Source organism: Nostoc sp. DedQUE05 (assembly GCF_034530955.1).
Taxonomy (GTDB): Bacteria; Cyanobacteriota; Cyanobacteriia; order Cyanobacteriales; family Nostocaceae; genus Nostoc.
Genome location: NZ_JAVRCB010000033.1, coordinates 65,239 through 81,678, shown reverse-complemented (window position 1 = coordinate 81,678; position 16,440 = coordinate 65,239). Strand labels below are relative to the sequence as shown.

The window sequence follows — 16,440 nt, the reverse complement described above, 5'->3', positions numbered from 1 at the left end:
ACTGCTGTGGAAGAGAAACTTTTATTCTTCGATTTACGATGCCAATACCTTTTGAGAATTGCTCGCTTCATTAGCGATAATTCCAATTAAATTCAACTTACTCAAAATTTCTGTTGCTTGAGTCAGTTCAGTTCGAGTCACTTTCCCCATACGCTCTACCATTACAATACCATTGCAAAAAGATGCCACAATCCTGGCATCAACCGTGCCTAAAATAGATGGAGCATCTATTAGTACTAGATCATAACTTTGCTCAAATAGCTCTATTAGTTCCTTCATTCGTTGAGAACTGAGCAACTTCACTGTGTCTTCTGGTTCTGGCCCAGCAGTCAAAATATCAATAGAGGGGTGAATCGGCTGGATGTAATCTTGAAAATGAGTAGTTGTCTCATCAACTAATAACAGAGAGAGTCCCCAATCATTGGATAGTTCCAAGATTTTGTGTAGGCTAGGATTATGTAGGTTAGCATCAATTACTAATACCCGTCTATGCATCCGGGCAGCGCTAGCTACAAGTCCTAATACTAAGGTTGTCTTTCCTTCCCCTGGTAATGCTGAAGTGAACATCAGCGACTTGAATGGTAAGGGGTATTTTAATATTTGAATATTTTGATAAATCATGTCCAAAGTTTCATGGACGGGCAATTTACTGCTGGCTTCTATTACAGAAGAATTTGACCTACTTCGGACATTCCAAGGCAGGCCAAATCGCCGTTTTTTGACACCACGTGACGGTAGTTTTGGTACCGATCCTAATATACGTAGGTTCGTCAGTTTCTTTAAATCTTCGGCACAATAAATAGCGTCATTAAACTTTTCCAAAATCAGAGCTGCTAAGATACCTAAAATCGGCCCAATTACTGCTCCTCCAACCAAAAAGAATAATCTGTTGTTGCCCATATAAATACCGGGAGAAGGTTCTGTCAAAACTTGCCAGTTATATCCTTCCTGAGCAATTTTCAGTCCTAATGACTGTTGTGCCTGGATTAGTTGTTCAAGGTTTTTACGACTAGTTTCTACCTTTGGCAACAGACGATTATATTCTGCTATTAAGCTTGGATATTTGTTTAGCTCAGAGCGTAGTTGCTGTTCTGATTCGACTAAATTTTTTTCATTGGCAGTGAGTCCTAAAACACTTGTCTGTACCAAAACAAACTCATCTACTAGCGTTGGATCGACCCCTAACATTTGTCCTTTGAATAAAGGCTTTTCCTTACTAGTATTAGTAATAGTTTTCACCTCTTCTCGCAAGAGGGAAAGTTGACTTTGGCGTTGCTGTTTTAATTTTTGTACCGATGGATAATCATCTGTGTAGCGGAGCCGCTCCTTAGCCAACGCTAGTTCAGTCTTTTGAATTTCACTTAATAATGCTTGATAGCGGCTTGACTGATTTAAACGAGAAGAAAGTAGTGTATTCTGCTGAGACGAAGACGCTATTAATTGCTCTAGATTCTCGTAGCGAGCGTTTACATCTTGAAGATTGGCACGAGTGGTTTGTAATTGTTGTTGAATATCGGCTAGAGATTCTAGCAGAATTTTACTTTGGACTTCGGGATCGAGTAATTTATGTTTTTTGCGAAACTGTTCTAAGTTTTTCTCAGCTTTACTTACCTCTTTTTTCATTTCAGGTAGGCGAGTGTTTACAAAAGCTAATCCCTGATTCAGACGTTCTTTTTGCTGCTGTTTGTTGTAGTTTTGATAGACTTTCTGTAGCGCTTGAAGTACTCTTTGTGCTTTTACTGGATCGTCATCATTAAAAGAAACTTTAAATGCTTGATTAAAAACTTTATTTGCTCCTATACCTCCCGCTTCTGGAGTTACTTCTAAAGGTGCTTTTTTGTTATGTTGTTTTTGACCATTGATATCTTCTAAAGTAAGCTCAGGATAATCAGAATGGAGTAAATCTACAGCTTTTTGAAGCAACTTAGAACTCAGCATAAGTTTCATCTGAGTAGTGGAATCAACAACTTGAGAATTTGAATTAGTAACCTGAGTATTTGACTGCGATCCTTGAGATAAATGGGAATTCACCAATATCTGCATATTGCTCTGGTAAGTAGGTTTTGCATTGATAGCCAAGAGGCTAGCAACTGACATAACTACACAGGAAACCCCAAAGATCAGAAAGCGTCGGCGAAGCAAAATAGTAGATAGTTGTCTGATGTCAACTGCGCCTTGTGTTGAAGTAGTAACCTGTTGCTTTTGATTCAGACTAGTCTTAGCCACTATTAAACTCCTCTAATATCGAAACACTATATTTATTTGGAAGATTTATGAGAAATATGAAATGATTTTTTTTACACCTAATACCATTTTAGATTTTGGATTTTAGATTTTGGATTGGAAATTGCCTTGGTGCGTCTGGCTTGGTGTGAATCCATGTGTCGCGATCATTTTTCAAAATGGTATAATAGCTGCGATCGCATACTTAATTCTTCTTCCAACAATGACAAGCTAATTTGGCACAACATTATGCCAACTGGTGCTTTCATGTTCATCAATTCATGCATATAAATTCTGAATCAGTGTTAGAAGGATAAATTTTTAATAAATATTTTATTTAAGGAATAAAAATCTTGACGAAAAATTAATTATTTTTCCTAAGTATTTGAGTATAAAATTATCCAACTCATAATATTACTAGATATATTATAGTTATTTTAATAACTTGTAATAGAAAAAACACATTGATAAAAATATTTAAACCATACTATTTGTATATTATTGATACATCTAGTTAACCGTAAATTGTTGGTTAAATAGTTTACTTACTCAGAAAATAAAGCTACTGTTTATTTGCTTGATTTTATGATTGAGACTATTAAAATCTAAAATAGAACCTGGTTAATTTTAGATTTTAGATTAGAAGCGCTCAGTAGGAAATCTAAAATCTAAAATCGTTAGACTTAGCGTAGCCGTACCCTTCCAGGGAAGCTACGCGTAGCGTTACGCAGGAAAGTCCAAAATTTAAACGCTTACCTTGGTTAACTCTATTTCCCGTCGTCTGGGTACTTCATGAATCATAAAATCGTAAGCCATATCAGTACGGGGAAAAATAGCACGAGCTTCTTTGAGGAGATCCTTCAACTCTAAAGTATTTCCGGGAGCATAGCGGGGACTGAAATGACTCATAATCAGTCGATGCGCACCAGCAGCTAAAGCTGTTTGCGCTGCCATTGTGGTTGTGGAATGTAACCGCTGGAAAGCCATATCTGCATCTTGATGGGCAAAGGTTGCTTCGTGAATTAATACATCGACATCATGAGCTAATTCCACTGCACCATCACAATAAATTGTATCTGTACAATAGGCAATCTTTCGACCAATTTCTGTAGGGCCGCACAATTGGGTGCCATCAATCACCCGTCCGTCTGTAAGGGTAACTGTTTCACCCCGTTTGAGTTGACCGTAAACCCGACCAGGAGGAATTTGCAATGCCTTGGCTTTTTCCACATCAAAGCGTCCGGCTCGGTCTTTTTCGGCTACGCGGTAGCCGAAAGCTGTAATTCGATGATGCAAATTACCGCAGCTAACGGTGAAGTCATTGTCTTCATAAATTATCCCTGGACGGATGGCGTGAACTTTGATCGGGTAAGAAAAATGCGTGTAGGAATAACGTGAGGCGGATTGAATGTAATCATTTAATCCAGGTGGGCCATAGAGATCAATTCGTTCCACATTGCCAGCCAAGCCGCAAGTAGCAAGAAGTCCCATCAAGCCAAAGATGTGGTCGCCGTGCATGTGGGTGATAAAAATTCGGGAGAGTTGACTGATTTTCAGTTCACTCCGCATAATTTGATGCTGAGTACCTTCGCCACAGTCAAATAACCACAGTTCTGCCCTTTGGGGTAATCTCAGAGCGACACTGGAAACATTGCGCGATCGCGTGGGTACACCGGAACTCGTCCCTAAGAATGTTATCTGCACAGTGTTCTTTAGTCTTCCTATTGCTCAATTTGCAGCTCTATTTTCTATAGTGGCACGGTTATTGAGCAAAATATTTAGGAATTTGAGCATTGGGCATGGGCCAAAACAGTTCAAAGTTTTATTAGCGGGGCATTTAGCCCGTTCTCAGTCCTGAGTAAAAAAGTAAGATTCCCCATTCAGCACTCTTGAGAAGCATAAGGCATTTGTTACTAGTTACGATCGCAATTTAGTATCCGCAAGTGACTAGATAATAAGTTGATAAATACCAAATGACTGCTGTATTATTGGTTGTGTTATGACTTCTTCTTGGGAATCGAAGTACATCTCTTAATACAAACATAAGCTTGCACTCAATACTTGATTTTGGACTGAAACAGATAGATTGTTTTTCTTAGTCAAATGGCTTTAGAAAAACTTCAATTTCTTTGCTTCTCATATCTTCGGAATGGCGCTCCAACTGAGTTAAGTCTCTATTTGCAATTAAGGAGAATGTTCATGAGTTCTTTCCGAAAAGTCTTGCATACACTGTGCTTTATCGTTTTTCTTGCATTCTGGCTTCCTTCAGGAATCGCTCATGCTGTACAAGTTACATCTTTGGTAGGGAGTCCTACGCAATTAACGATTACCACCTTTAACGTCGAAAACCTCGATCCTAAAAAGGAAAACGTTTCTAAGGTTGATGATAGGTCGCCCAGAAACGTCGATGATGATGTGAGAAACGGTAAGTTTACAGCTTTGGCAAACCAGATTGTTACTAATCTTGAAAAACCAGATATTATTGCTTTGCAAGAAGTACAAGACAATGATGGAGCTGAGTTAAGTTCTGTAGTTGATGCTACTCTGACTGCTGACACTCTGATCAGTTCTATCCAATCTGTAGGAGGCCCAGCCTATGAATATCGGGAAATTCCTCCTCAGAACGGACTTGATGGAGGCCAACCAGGTGGCAATATTCGGGTAGGCTTTTTGTTCAATCCTCAACGAGTTAAGCTACAAAAGCTTGAACGCTTTGCGGACGATCCAGCTTTTTTAAAAAGTCGCAAACCTTTAGTGGGTGAATTTACTTTCAATGATATTCCTATCACTTTGATCAACAATCACTTTGCTTCTAAAAGTGGAGGAGCAGCTTCCAACCCGAAACGGATAGAGCAGGCAACAATTGTTAACAAATTTGTCGAAAATCGCTTAACTACTGACCCAAATGCAAATATTGTCGTCCTTGGCGATCTAAACGATACTCCAGACTCCCAGCCGATTAAAATCCTTGAAGGAAATCAGCTGAAAAATTTGGTAAACAAAATTCCTCAAGATGACCGCTTCTCTTATGTCTTTCAAGGGAATAAGGAACAAATTGACCAAATCCTGATTACCCCAAATTTGTTTAACAATGGAAATCCTGAGATCAATGCTGTTCACGTTAACGCAGGGATTTCTAGTGCAGTCAGCGATCATGACCCTGTGATTGCTCGATTTACTCTACCAGCGATTGGTGAAACTACTCCCATTCCATCAGTCCCAGTTAGCAGCCCTGAACCACCAGTTACACCAGGCACAATTCTTTCTGGTGTTACAGGAGACGATTTACTGGAAAAACTAGACAGCCTTTACTCCCCTCGTGCTAGCCTCGGATATGGTAGTGCCCGTGATTTGCTCTACACCAAAATAGATAACCAAGGCGGTACAGTAACGGACATCTACGCTGGTTACAGTGTTCCGCTCGACCCAAATTCAGATAAACCCAGAGAGGAAGCAGCACGACACAGAATCAATGCTGAACACGTCTGGCCGCAGAGTATGGGAGCTGAGGGCCCAGCAAAAAGCGATTTGCATAACCTCTTTGCTTCACGGATCGAAATTAACAGCGATCGCGCCAACTTTCCATTTGGAGATATTCCTGATAATCAAACTATGTCTTGGTATCTCGATGATGATGAGCTAAGTTTCAAACCAAGTCCGCAGGATATTGACAAATACAGTGAATTCAGACGGGGATTCTTTGAACCACGAGAGGGGAAGAAAGGAGATATTGCTCGGGTAATTTTCTATTTCCGCACAGTCTATCCAGAACTGGCGAATGCAAGCTTCTTTGAAGCACAAAAGGATACTCTCTGTAAGTGGCAAGCAGACGATCCAATTGATGCTGGTGAGGTAGCACGCAGTCATGCGATCGCTAAAACACCCCAAGGTAATGATAATCCCTTTGTATTAGATTCTACCCTGCCACAACGAACCTACTGCAACTAAAAAATACATAGGTCTTAACTCTATCCTGGTGGGAAGAGTTTTAGACCTGCATTTTTGAGAAATTGAGCAGATGAGTTTTTCGACAGTCGTTGAAGTTGCGATTGGTCTTATAGGGAACTCCAAAAAATAAATTATCTCGCTTGAAGTTGCTGACTGTTAATTGTGGGATATTTTTTTCTTTGGAAGTCCCATAGCAATTTTTTTATGTAATATTCTTTACAAGCCGATCGCGAATTGTTTGGAGTTGGTTTTGAGTTTTAATTGGCTCTCGCGGTGCTGGCAATTCAGTATTCGGCCAGTTAGGTAAATCATTGCAGGGACATAACAACGCCGGCATCCCGACGTTTCGCGCGGCTACTGGCATACTGCATCGGCTGCAAGGTAGCATATTCCATGTTGGCGTCAACAATTCAGCAATAGTTTCATGTGTACCCTCAAGGTAACAATCACCCGATTGCGGTGAAATAATTTTTTGCCAGCATTCTTCAAATTCTTCACTATAGCGATCGCCATTTAGCACCGATTGGGGCAAAAAGCTTGCCTTACCGTTGCCCGTAATCACCCTCTTACCCAACTGAAACCAGTAGGCAAGGTATCCTTTAACTTCTTGTTTGGTTGCCATATTACAATTCTAGATTTTAGATTTGGAATTTGAGATTAATTTGAATCAACAGTTAAGAATCTTGACTTCTGAATGTTCCAGCATCAGCTCTATTTGGCAATGGCGAACCAAGGATGCTGAGATTGAGAACATGGCCGCCAGTCACTAAATAAACAGTTTCGCTAAGTGTTGCTAGCTGTCTTACTAAAGAACCGAGGCGATCGCGGAACATCCTTCCAAGGGGATAAGCTGGGATCACACCCCAACCCACTTCTTCTGCTACAAACAGCATATCAGCAGCAACCAATTCCACCGTCTCTAATAATTCTGCAAGGGTATTTTCCCAGCTAGATTCATCCTGTTCTAGGAGATTGGCAACCCAAGTCCCTAAAGAATCAACTAAGAGGCAAGTATAGGGTTTGGCATCAGCAAGGGTAGCAGACAGTTCCACAGGTACAGATAAAGTTACCCAGTCTTGGGGACGACGTTGTTGGTGTTCTAAAATGCGTTGGTGCCACTCTTGGTCATCTGGGTTATCGGTGGCTGTTGCTATATAAACAACTGCTTTTCCTGACTGCATAGCTAAAGTTTCTGCCCATTCACTTTTACCAGATCGTGCTGGCCCTGTTACTAAAATGATTTTACCCAAAGTTTTTTACTGAGTATTTTAACAAGAGAGGCAGGAGGCAGAGGGCAGGAGGCAGAAGGCAGAAGGAATATTGCCGTCGCCTCCTATGGTTATTATCGCAAGTAAGCTTGTGGTTTAAGTCCTCCAGCAAAATCTACAATTTCGTGGTCTGGAATTAGATGGGGTTAAGAGGATGTTTGAAAAGTCGTGATTGATGTATCAAATATTTTTTACCCCTCCCTAACCCTCCCCTTGTAAAGGGGGAGGGAACCGGATTTTTCTTGTTTCCCCCCTTTACAAGGGGGGACTAAGGGGGGTAACAACGCAATTAAAATCACAGTCAAACACTTTTCAAACAACCTCTAAGAGCAACAGATAAATTCTAACTTCCTGCCTCCTCTACATACCCACGGTTACAATTGATCGCCACATTTTTTTACTTCATGGGTGAGATTTTTGGTTTCAAATAACTTTTAAGGGATAAAATTAGCACCAGCATCATTAGATGCTACAACTGGCAAAAGCCAAAAATCCCAACTACCCCATTCTTAATTATTCAATACTACTGGGGACAGCAAACTTTAGGATGTCTTTATGAACGCAGGCTTAAAACGCATTGAAGCAACTCTACACGATTTAGGGAATCGCGGCACTGCCTCTACTGCCGAAACAACTGATTCGACAACAAAACGGCCTTTCTCCTTTAGAATCAGCGTCGGAGCTAACGAACCTACAGAAAGTACACAAATTCCATCCTCTCAGGATGAGGAAGTAAAGTCACAAGGACAAACAGTTGACTTAAGCGTAAATACTGAAAATTATTCTCCTTCTGACCAAAATTTCTTTCCTCACCATGAATCTGTGCAGACCTTTCAAGCAGAAGAGAATGGTAACAAAACACCCAGCCTACCCAAGTTGAAAACTCCCACTTTTAGTAGCCATCGCCACGGAGCGAATCCAGCATTGGCAATGAATCTATTGCAAGAAATTCAGGAAACTGTTGCTGGTTGGCAAACAGAATTGCAAAATATTTTGAAACAAATTCAGGATATTTACTTAGAAGGGCCAATTGTCAATGGCTGGTTAGAATCCAATCCCCCCGAACCAGAACCAGGAGGAACTGCGACACTGCGCCATGCAGAAGTTGACCGCCTGATGAACTACGTAGAAGAAATTTGTGCCACTGGTGGAAAAGTATCTTATCAATCATCTATTACTGGCTATCGCCTCTGTGGTGTAGACGATACTGGTAAAGTTTGGTCGCGTCCATGTCCACCGGATCAGGTTCCCAATGTTAGTATGGCGATCGCTCGTTACCAAAAGTTACGTCAACTGTTAGGGCGCAAGCAATCTTTGGAAACCCGCCTTAGTCAACTGGCGCAAACTCTTGTAGTTTTACACAGTCATATTCAACAAACGTAAAGTTTTAAAGATTATTTCCGAAGAAACTCGGTTGGTAGGTCGGTAACTTTTGGTTTAGATTAACTCTCAGCAGTTATAGCGTTGGATTTAGATTTTAATCTAAAATCGTTCGACTGAGCGACTTGCCTTGAGCGTTCGCGTAGCGTCTCGTAGAGAAGTCGAAAGGAGCCGAAGTCCCAAATCTCAAATCCAAAATTCAATCTATGCCAGACATCCAAATCTCTGCCATTATCTGTACCCACAATCGAGATACCTATTTAGGGGCTGCAATTGATAGTCTTTTAGATCAGGATTTTGCGGCTGACTTTGAAATTGTGGTAGTTGATAATGGATCTAGCGATCGCACTCGTGAGGTTGTAGAACAAAGAAGCCACAATCCGCGCCTGAAGTATGTTTTTGAACCCACCATTGGTTTATCTGTCGCCCGCAACACGGGTGCAAAGGTAGCCAGTGGTGATATTCTTGCTTATCTAGATGATGATGCCGTTGCCAGTAAGGGCTGGCTACAAGTTTTATATTCTGCCTATTACAATAATTCTAAGCTAGCGATCGCAGGTGGCAAAGTCACTCTCCTGTGGCCTCCAGGAATTCAACAACCACGATGGCTATCTCCAGGGCTAGCTGCAAATCTGGGTGCATACGACTTAGGTGACAGTAACATCTACATTGAGCAACCTGGCTTAACACCCAGAGGCTTAAATTACTCTATCCGCCGCAGTTTCCTCGAAGAAATTGGCGGTTTCGATCCCCATCTCGGTCGAGTGGGTAAAAATTTATTATCTAACGAAGAACTGCAAATGACCGAATTTGCTCTACAGCGTGGTTGGCAAGTCGCTTATCTTCCCGAAGCACTCGTCGCTCATAATGTAGCCCCAGAGCGCCTCCAACGCTCTTGGTTTTTAAACCGGGGCTGGTGGCAAGGTATCAGTGAATGCTATCGAGAACAACTCGCTGGTAAAGCTGGGATCGCTCAATTACAGCGAGGTAGCGAACGGTTTGTGCGAGGCTTGTATAAAGCTTTACAGTATTTCTCCGATCCAGCAGAACGGTTTGACAAACTGGTGTATGCTTACGGTCAGATTGGTTACTTAAATGCTGCTATTCAGGGTCTTTTATCTACATCAAATAAGAAATAACCAGTAACATAATTTTTACTCAATATGTCATCTAAAATACCAGTTTCAGTACTAATTCCGGCAAAAAACGAACAAGCTAACTTGCCTGCTTGCCTTACTAGCCTCAGCAGAGCAGATGAAATATTTGTAGTAGATTCTCAAAGTACTGACAACAGCATTGAGATTGCTAAAAGTTACGGTGTAAATGTCGTACAATTCAACTTCAATGGACGCTGGCCTAAAAAGAAAAATTGGTCTTTAGATAATTTGCCTTTTCGTAATGAATGGGTGCTAATTGTAGATTGTGATGAGCGCATCACCCCCGAACTTTGGTCAGAAATTGAGCAAGCAATTCAAAATGATGAATATACAGGTTATTATCTCAACCGCCGCGTATTTTTCTTAGGAAAATGGATTCGTTATGGCGGGAAATATCCTGATTGGAATCTACGTTTATTTCAACATAAAAAAGGTCGCTACGAAAATCTAAATACAGAAGATATTCCTAATACTGGTGATAACGAAGTTCACGAACACGTGATTTTGCAAGGGAAAGTTGGGTATCTCAAAAATGATATGCTCCACGAAGACTTCCGCGACCTTTACCACTGGTTAGAACGGCACAACAGATATTCCAACTGGGAAGCCAGGGTTTATTTTAATATTCTTACAGGTAAAGATGATAGCGGTACTATCGGCGCTAATCTATTTGGTGATGCCGTACAACGCAAAAGATTTTTGAAAAAAGTTTGGGTACACCTACCATTTAAACCCGTTTTGCGGTTTGTTTTATTTTATATAATTCAACGCGGTTTTTTAGATGGCAAAGCAGGATATATCTATGCACGTTTACTGAGTCAATATGAATATCAAATTGGCGTTAAACTTTACGAATTACGCAACTGTGGTGGTCACTTAAATACTGCAACTATCCCAAAAGAAGGAGCAGAGGAGCAGGGGAGCAGAGAAGCAGAAGCAAAGCTATTGACCATTGATTCCTGATAATAACAAATAACAAATAACTAATGACTAATGACTAATGACTAATGACTAATGACTAATGACTAATGACTAATGACTAATGACCAACCTTTCGTAGATTTACGCAAATACGACCAATCTTGGTTTGACCGGGGGCGTCCAAGTTGGTATGTTTTATTATGGTGGTTTGTACAAGCGATCGCCTTTCCTCTCACTCCTCAACCGTTAAATATTCTGCGTTGTGCTTTGTTACGATTATTTGGCGCTCGTATCGGCAAAGGTGTATTAATTCGACCTACAGCCCGATTTACCTACCCCTGGAAAGTTACCATTGGTAACTACAGTTGGATTGGAGATAACGTAGTTTTATATAGCCTCGATCGGATCGAAGTCGGCGAACATTGCGTAGTTTCCCAAAAAAGTTACCTGTGTACTGGTACTCACGATCTCCAAGATCCTGCCTTTGGGTTGAAAACAGCAAGTATCACCATTGAAAATGGTGCATGGGTAGCGGCTGATTGTTTTGTGGGGCCAGGAGTGCAAATCGGGGCTAATGCTGTAATTGGCGCTCGGAGTAGTGTTTTTACTAATATGCCTTCTGGGCAGGTTTGTTGGGGAAGTCCCTGTCACCCCAAAACGGCTCGGCTAAAACTCGATCCCTCCACAACTCCATAGATTTTTTATAGATAAACATAGTAAGGGCGTGCAGCTAGCTGTGCGCCCTTAACTTTTCCATATATATATTTATTTGTTTTTGGAAAGAGAATAAAAGTGCGATCGCTATATAGCTTTTTCTAATAAGAATGAGGTATAGGACTTCTATTTCATTTTTGAACAAGACTCAGTACGGATCTATGCCTTCTTTCCTGTTCCCTGCTCACGCAAGTAAATTCAGGAATCAAACCGGATTCCTATATATACTTCATCACTTGGAAACCGCTATTTTGTGGAAATAGTTTACTTTTATTTAATTAAATCTTTTTAATTTAAGTCTAAAATTTGTGTGTATCTAAAAAATTGGCAGAAAGTATGGTATCTCAAATCAGCCAAGAGACATTTTAAATAGCAAAATTATTTTTGCTATTCCAACAAGTAGGCGATCGAGTGCTATCTGCCACACATCTTCATCAACTTGCTAAAACAGGAGTTACGCAAACAATAGCTGAAACCCTGATTTTTAGATAAGAGTAATTTATGAATTGCCCCTACCACCTGTAGTTTTACGTAAGTATTTTAAAGATTTTATTTTCAAGAAAAATAAATTATAGAAGTTTTTAAATAAATTTAATAAGAGGCAAGTATGAATGTTAATATAAATGAAAAACCTGTTATTTTAATAGTCGATGATACTCCTGTTAATTTACAAGTATTATTTGATTTTTTAGATTATTACAGCTTTCAAGTTTTAGTATCTGAAGATGGGCAAAGTGCCGTTTATATGGCAGAATATGCTTCACCTGACCTGATTTTACTGGATGTATTAATGCCAGGAATTGACGGTTTTGAGACTTGTAGACTTTTGAAAAACAATCCAGCCACTCAAGATATTCCCGTAATATTTATAACTGCCATGAGTGACAAGGTAGATAAAGTTAAAGGTTTGAATCTTGGGGCTGTAGATTACATTACCAAACCTTTAGAATCTCAAGAAGTTTTAGCTAGGATAAATACCCATTTACGTTTACGGAACCTCACAAAAAAACTTACAGAGCAAAATAACCGTTTAGAGAGCGAAATTTTGGAGCGTCAGCGAGTAGAGGAAAAACTACGATGTCATTCAGATGCATTAGATGAGTGGAACAATCGCTATCAAGCACTAATTCAAGCAAGTGGTCAGATTCTCTACGATTGGCACTTGCATACTAATGAGATTAAATATGATGGCAATGTAGAGCGAATATTAGGTTACTCTATGCCTGAGATGTTGGGAGGTTTGAACCGCTGGTTAGAATTGATTCATCCTAACGATCGCAGCTTTTTTAACAAAGAGATTAACCGCGTTTTATCCACAAAAGAGCGATTCCATCTTGAATTTCGCGTATGTCGTAAAGATGGCACTTATATCACAGTTGAGAACAATGGGTATATCTTTTTAGACTCTACAGGTAAAGTTGCTCGAATGGCGGGTTTTGTAATTGATATTACCGAACAGCAAGCTGCGCTACGCGATCGCAAAGATGCAGAACAGAAAATCCGCGAGCAAGCTGCTTTGCTTAACATCACCACAGATGCGATTATCGTTCAAAATTTGATTAACCAAATTCAATTTTGGAATCAAGGGGCTGAACATCTCTACGGCTGGATGGCAGAAGAAGTAGTGGGCAAGAATGCAAATCAGCTTTTTTATCAAAAGCAAAGTTTTTGGCAATTGAAAAACATCCAGGAAACTTTAGCTGAGAGTGGTGCGTGGCAAGGTGAGTTATATCAAGTCACAAAACAAGGCAAAGAAATCATCGTTGCTAGTCGCTGGACACTAGTAAATGATGATGAGGGGCAAGCCAAATCCATCCTGATTGTCAACTCCGACATCACAGAGAAAAAGCAACTTGAAGCCCAGTTTCTCCGGGCCCAGCGGATGGAGAGTCTTGGCACTCTAGCAAGTGGCATCGCTCATGACCTCAACAATGCACTGACACCGATGATGATGACAGTACAACTTTTAGAGGCAAAGCTGCCGGATGAAAATAGTCAGAAATGGCTGACAATTATGGAAACTAATATTAAACGTGCAGCAGATTTAGTTAAACAAGTGCTATGGTTTTCACGTGGCTCTGTAGGTAACTTTAAAACCTTACAGATACGGAATTCAATTTTAGAAATCGAAAACATTGTTAAGCAAACATTTTCCAGAGCTATTGAAATCGACATTGATGTTCCTGGGCAAAACCTGTGGGATGTCTTTGGTGATGCAACTCAGATACACCAAGTGCTGATGAACCTCTGCATTAATGCTCGTGATGCTATGCCTCATGGCGGTATCCTAAAGATTTCTGCGAAGAATTTCTGGGTTGATAGCCATTATGCTCGGATGAATATTGATGCTAAGGCGGGTTCTTATGTGATGATTACCGTGCGCGATACAGGTATAGGAATTAAAAGAGAAATAATAGATAGAATTTTTGAGCCATTTTTCACAACAAAAGAAGTGGGTAAAGGCACAGGGCTTGGTCTTTCAACAGTCCTTGGCATTATCAAAAGCCACAGCGGTTTTGTGAATGTAGTTAGTGAAGTGGGCAAAGGTACAGAGTTTCAAGTTTGCTTACCCGTAACGCAAACAATCGAAGCAGATAGTAAATTAGCTAGATATCAGGAATTACCAGCAGGGCATGGAGAATTAATTCTCGTTGTTGATGATGAAGATTCAATTCGAGAGGTTACTCAAACCTGGTTAGAACAAAATGCTTATAAAGTTTTAGTGGCTAGTGATGGTATTGATGCGATCGCACTATATACAAAACATCAACAAGAAATTAGTGTGGTGTTAGTTGATATGATGATGCCATCTATGGATGGGCCAACAACTATCAATGTATTGAAAAAAATTAATCCAGATATCAAAATTATTGGTGTTAGTGGATTAGCCTCCAATCATGAAATGATTAAAAACCTTGGTAATAGTGTTAAAACCCTTTTGTCCAAGCCCTACACCTCAAGCGACTTATTAATAAATTTACAGATGGTGATTAGCACAAAGTAGAGTTTGTCATTAGTCATTTGTCATTAGTCATTAGTGAATAACTAATTCCCAATGCCCAAGCAAAATGGTCAGTAGCAGTGGTAATATGTTTTTATGGCTGCTCTAATCCTTGCTATTGATGAACAAACTATTGGATGAAACGCTGTCAATCAAAATTGCTGAACAGATAAACAGCAGAGCTAGCACTCCGTTTGATAATGCTTATAAAGCAGCATTATCTACTGAGGGAGCAAGGTATATTCAGGGATTTTTAGCTTTTGCTGGAAAACCATATAGACCGATCGAACACAGTTGGATTGAGCTAGACGATACCTCTGATGTCCGGATTATCGATCCCACGTTACCTCACCTGAACAAAAATCCTCAAGAAATCTGGTATTTTGCAGCACATAGTTTGACTGTTAAAAAACTGAAAGCTATCATTGAAGAATCAAAAGAAGATTATCCAGAAGACGATCCATTGCCAATTTATGGCGATCCACCTTATGAATATTACGGTGATGTAATGTTGGGTGGTCAAGACTATCTGGCAGCATATCAAGCCGCAGAGGCTAAGTGCAAAGAAATCAACGAACTCAACCCTGAGAGTAACTAATAAAAATCAATTAAATAATTCATAATTCCGACTTATTTAATACGATTTACCATCGCTGCCAAAATATTCCCTATACCCACAAATTTTGTCTCCACGCACATCAAAAGAAACTGCTACCCGATTTCTGTAAGGCTGTCCGAATAAAAGCCCCTCGTCCCGAAACTCAAAGACAGCAGTCGTTTCATTACTAGTAACACGGTCTAGACCAATCAGCTTCAACCCAGGACTAAAGGATTCAGAAACGTACTCGAAAAATTCTCTAGCTCTTTCTTTTCCCACGTTTAAACCGTGGAATTTTGCCATTGGAAACCAAAGGGTGAAATCTTCTGTGAGCATATCTAACAATGCTTCCCACTCTCCTGTTGCCATACCATGCGTTAGACCCTCAAATGCCTGTTGAGCAACTTTTAAAGTATTTTCTGAATTTTGTGTCATTTTACCCTCGCCTGGATATAAACTAATACCGTGTTGCTTAAAATCTCACTACCACTGTGCCACAATTCTGAGTACTGAGGAGATATTCTACAGTGTTAGGTATAGATTTTATGCCTTGAAACTGTGTTGGTTCAAGAGCAACTTTGGGTTTATCCGTGTAGAAGAAGTTTAAGAAGCGATCGCGTGTCTCTGTATTATTTATAATAAAGTACAAGAAAGTTTTTTGCGTATTTTGGAGATAAAACCAACCACTACTAAATATCCTCGCATCGGCAAATTTGCAACACAGGTATCAAATACCCCTTTGCTTACACTCAAAAATTAAATTAATCAATTATTTTTACTTTTTCTGTGCTACCATCTGTAGCCATTCAATTAGGGGTCTTAAGGTTCCTGGCAATGCTGACTCACTGACAGTCACTGTATGTTGCTTGCCGTTATCTTCTACTGTTAATTTATATTGAAAGCGATCGCTCTGGGGATTTGGCGAAGTAATTAGTTCCGGTAGCCTAAATAAATCAGCAACTTCCACTAGTTGGGGAAGTGTGGCAGCTTCATGTGGCGGGAGAGTATCTGTATCAACGGTTGTCTTCTTAGTAATTCCAGCAAAGCCACCCGTGCGTTCAAGTGATACCCGCATTTTTTTGCTCTCCGTTGTGTTATTTAGTTAAAATACATACTAAGACTGGGAGATGATACTTCTCAACTCCCAGTTTAACAACAACAAACAACACATCTCAAAAGTTAGAAGTTAAGAGTTAGGAGTTAGAAGTTAAGAAAAAACTCCTAACTCCT

At 40.1% G+C, this 16,440-nt stretch carries 14 protein-coding genes; 7 read left to right on the top strand and 7 right to left on the bottom strand.

What is annotated here, in order from left to right; genetic code table 11:
* Positions 1 to 33: 33 nt before the first annotated feature.
* Positions 34 to 2,226: a polysaccharide biosynthesis tyrosine autokinase gene (locus RMZ42_RS23160; protein ID WP_322673619.1), complete on the bottom strand. Its 2,193-nt coding sequence runs from the start codon at positions 2,224 to 2,226 to the stop codon at positions 34 to 36.
* 741 nt (positions 2,227 to 2,967) lie between these two features.
* Positions 2,968 to 3,927 (bottom strand): ribonuclease Z, encoded by a 960-nt coding sequence (locus RMZ42_RS23155; protein WP_322673618.1) that lies wholly within the window; start codon positions 3,925 to 3,927, stop codon positions 2,968 to 2,970.
* Positions 3,928 to 4,422: 495 nt separating this feature from the next.
* Here RMZ42_RS23155 and RMZ42_RS23150 point away from each other — a divergent pair, with 495 nt between their 5' ends.
* On the top strand, positions 4,423 to 6,171 hold the full coding sequence (locus tag RMZ42_RS23150) for an endonuclease (RefSeq protein WP_322673617.1): 1,749 nt from the start codon (positions 4,423 to 4,425) through the stop codon (positions 6,169 to 6,171).
* Between the two features lie 202 nt (positions 6,172 to 6,373).
* On the opposite strand, the gene RMZ42_RS23145 is transcribed toward RMZ42_RS23150, so the two are convergent.
* Positions 6,374 to 6,793, bottom strand: a complete 420-nt coding sequence (locus RMZ42_RS23145; protein WP_322673616.1) for a hypothetical protein — start codon at positions 6,791 to 6,793, stop codon at positions 6,374 to 6,376.
* A gap of 52 nt (positions 6,794 to 6,845) precedes the next feature.
* Complete coding sequence (gene cobU, locus RMZ42_RS23140) at positions 6,846 to 7,421, bottom strand: bifunctional adenosylcobinamide kinase/adenosylcobinamide-phosphate guanylyltransferase (RefSeq protein ID WP_322673615.1); 576 nt, start codon at positions 7,419 to 7,421, stop codon at positions 6,846 to 6,848.
* 573 nt (positions 7,422 to 7,994) lie between these two features.
* Between cobU and RMZ42_RS23135 the strand changes: the two genes are divergently transcribed.
* The 6 genes from RMZ42_RS23135 to RMZ42_RS23110 all read left to right on the top strand — a co-directional run bounded on the left by RMZ42_RS23135 (position 7,995) and on the right by RMZ42_RS23110 (position 15,210).
* Positions 7,995 to 8,822, top strand: a complete 828-nt coding sequence (locus tag RMZ42_RS23135) for a hypothetical protein (protein WP_322659702.1) — start codon at positions 7,995 to 7,997, stop codon at positions 8,820 to 8,822.
* A gap of 203 nt (positions 8,823 to 9,025) precedes the next feature.
* A complete protein-coding gene (locus RMZ42_RS23130; RefSeq protein ID WP_322673614.1) occupies positions 9,026 to 9,958 on the top strand; it encodes a glycosyltransferase family A protein in 933 nt (310 codons plus the stop codon).
* 24 nt (positions 9,959 to 9,982) lie between these two features.
* A complete protein-coding gene (locus RMZ42_RS23125; RefSeq protein WP_322673613.1) occupies positions 9,983 to 10,939 on the top strand; it encodes a glycosyltransferase family 2 protein in 957 nt (318 codons plus the stop codon).
* A gap of 72 nt (positions 10,940 to 11,011) precedes the next feature.
* The gene (hpsU, locus tag RMZ42_RS23120) at positions 11,012 to 11,593 is read left to right on the top strand and encodes a hormogonium polysaccharide biosynthesis acetyltransferase HpsU (protein WP_322673612.1); all 582 of its coding nucleotides are present in this window, start codon (positions 11,012 to 11,014) and stop codon (positions 11,591 to 11,593) included.
* Positions 11,594 to 12,218: 625 nt separating this feature from the next.
* The gene (locus RMZ42_RS23115) at positions 12,219 to 14,615 is read left to right on the top strand and encodes a response regulator (RefSeq protein ID WP_322673611.1); all 2,397 of its coding nucleotides are present in this window, start codon (positions 12,219 to 12,221) and stop codon (positions 14,613 to 14,615) included.
* Positions 14,616 to 14,733: 118 nt separating this feature from the next.
* On the top strand, positions 14,734 to 15,210 hold the full coding sequence (locus RMZ42_RS23110) for a hypothetical protein (protein WP_322673610.1): 477 nt from the start codon (positions 14,734 to 14,736) through the stop codon (positions 15,208 to 15,210).
* Between the two features lie 36 nt (positions 15,211 to 15,246).
* On the opposite strand, the gene RMZ42_RS23105 is transcribed toward RMZ42_RS23110, so the two are convergent.
* From RMZ42_RS23105 to RMZ42_RS23095, 3 genes are all read right to left on the bottom strand, one after another.
* Complete coding sequence (locus RMZ42_RS23105; protein ID WP_322673609.1) at positions 15,247 to 15,645, bottom strand: nuclear transport factor 2 family protein; 399 nt, start codon at positions 15,643 to 15,645, stop codon at positions 15,247 to 15,249.
* 37 nt (positions 15,646 to 15,682) lie between these two features.
* Positions 15,683 to 15,859 (bottom strand): hypothetical protein, encoded by a 177-nt coding sequence (locus RMZ42_RS23100; protein ID WP_322673608.1) that lies wholly within the window; start codon positions 15,857 to 15,859, stop codon positions 15,683 to 15,685.
* Between the two features lie 126 nt (positions 15,860 to 15,985).
* Complete coding sequence (locus tag RMZ42_RS23095; protein ID WP_322673607.1) at positions 15,986 to 16,285, bottom strand: protealysin inhibitor emfourin; 300 nt, start codon at positions 16,283 to 16,285, stop codon at positions 15,986 to 15,988.
* Positions 16,286 to 16,440: the final 155 nt, after the last annotated feature.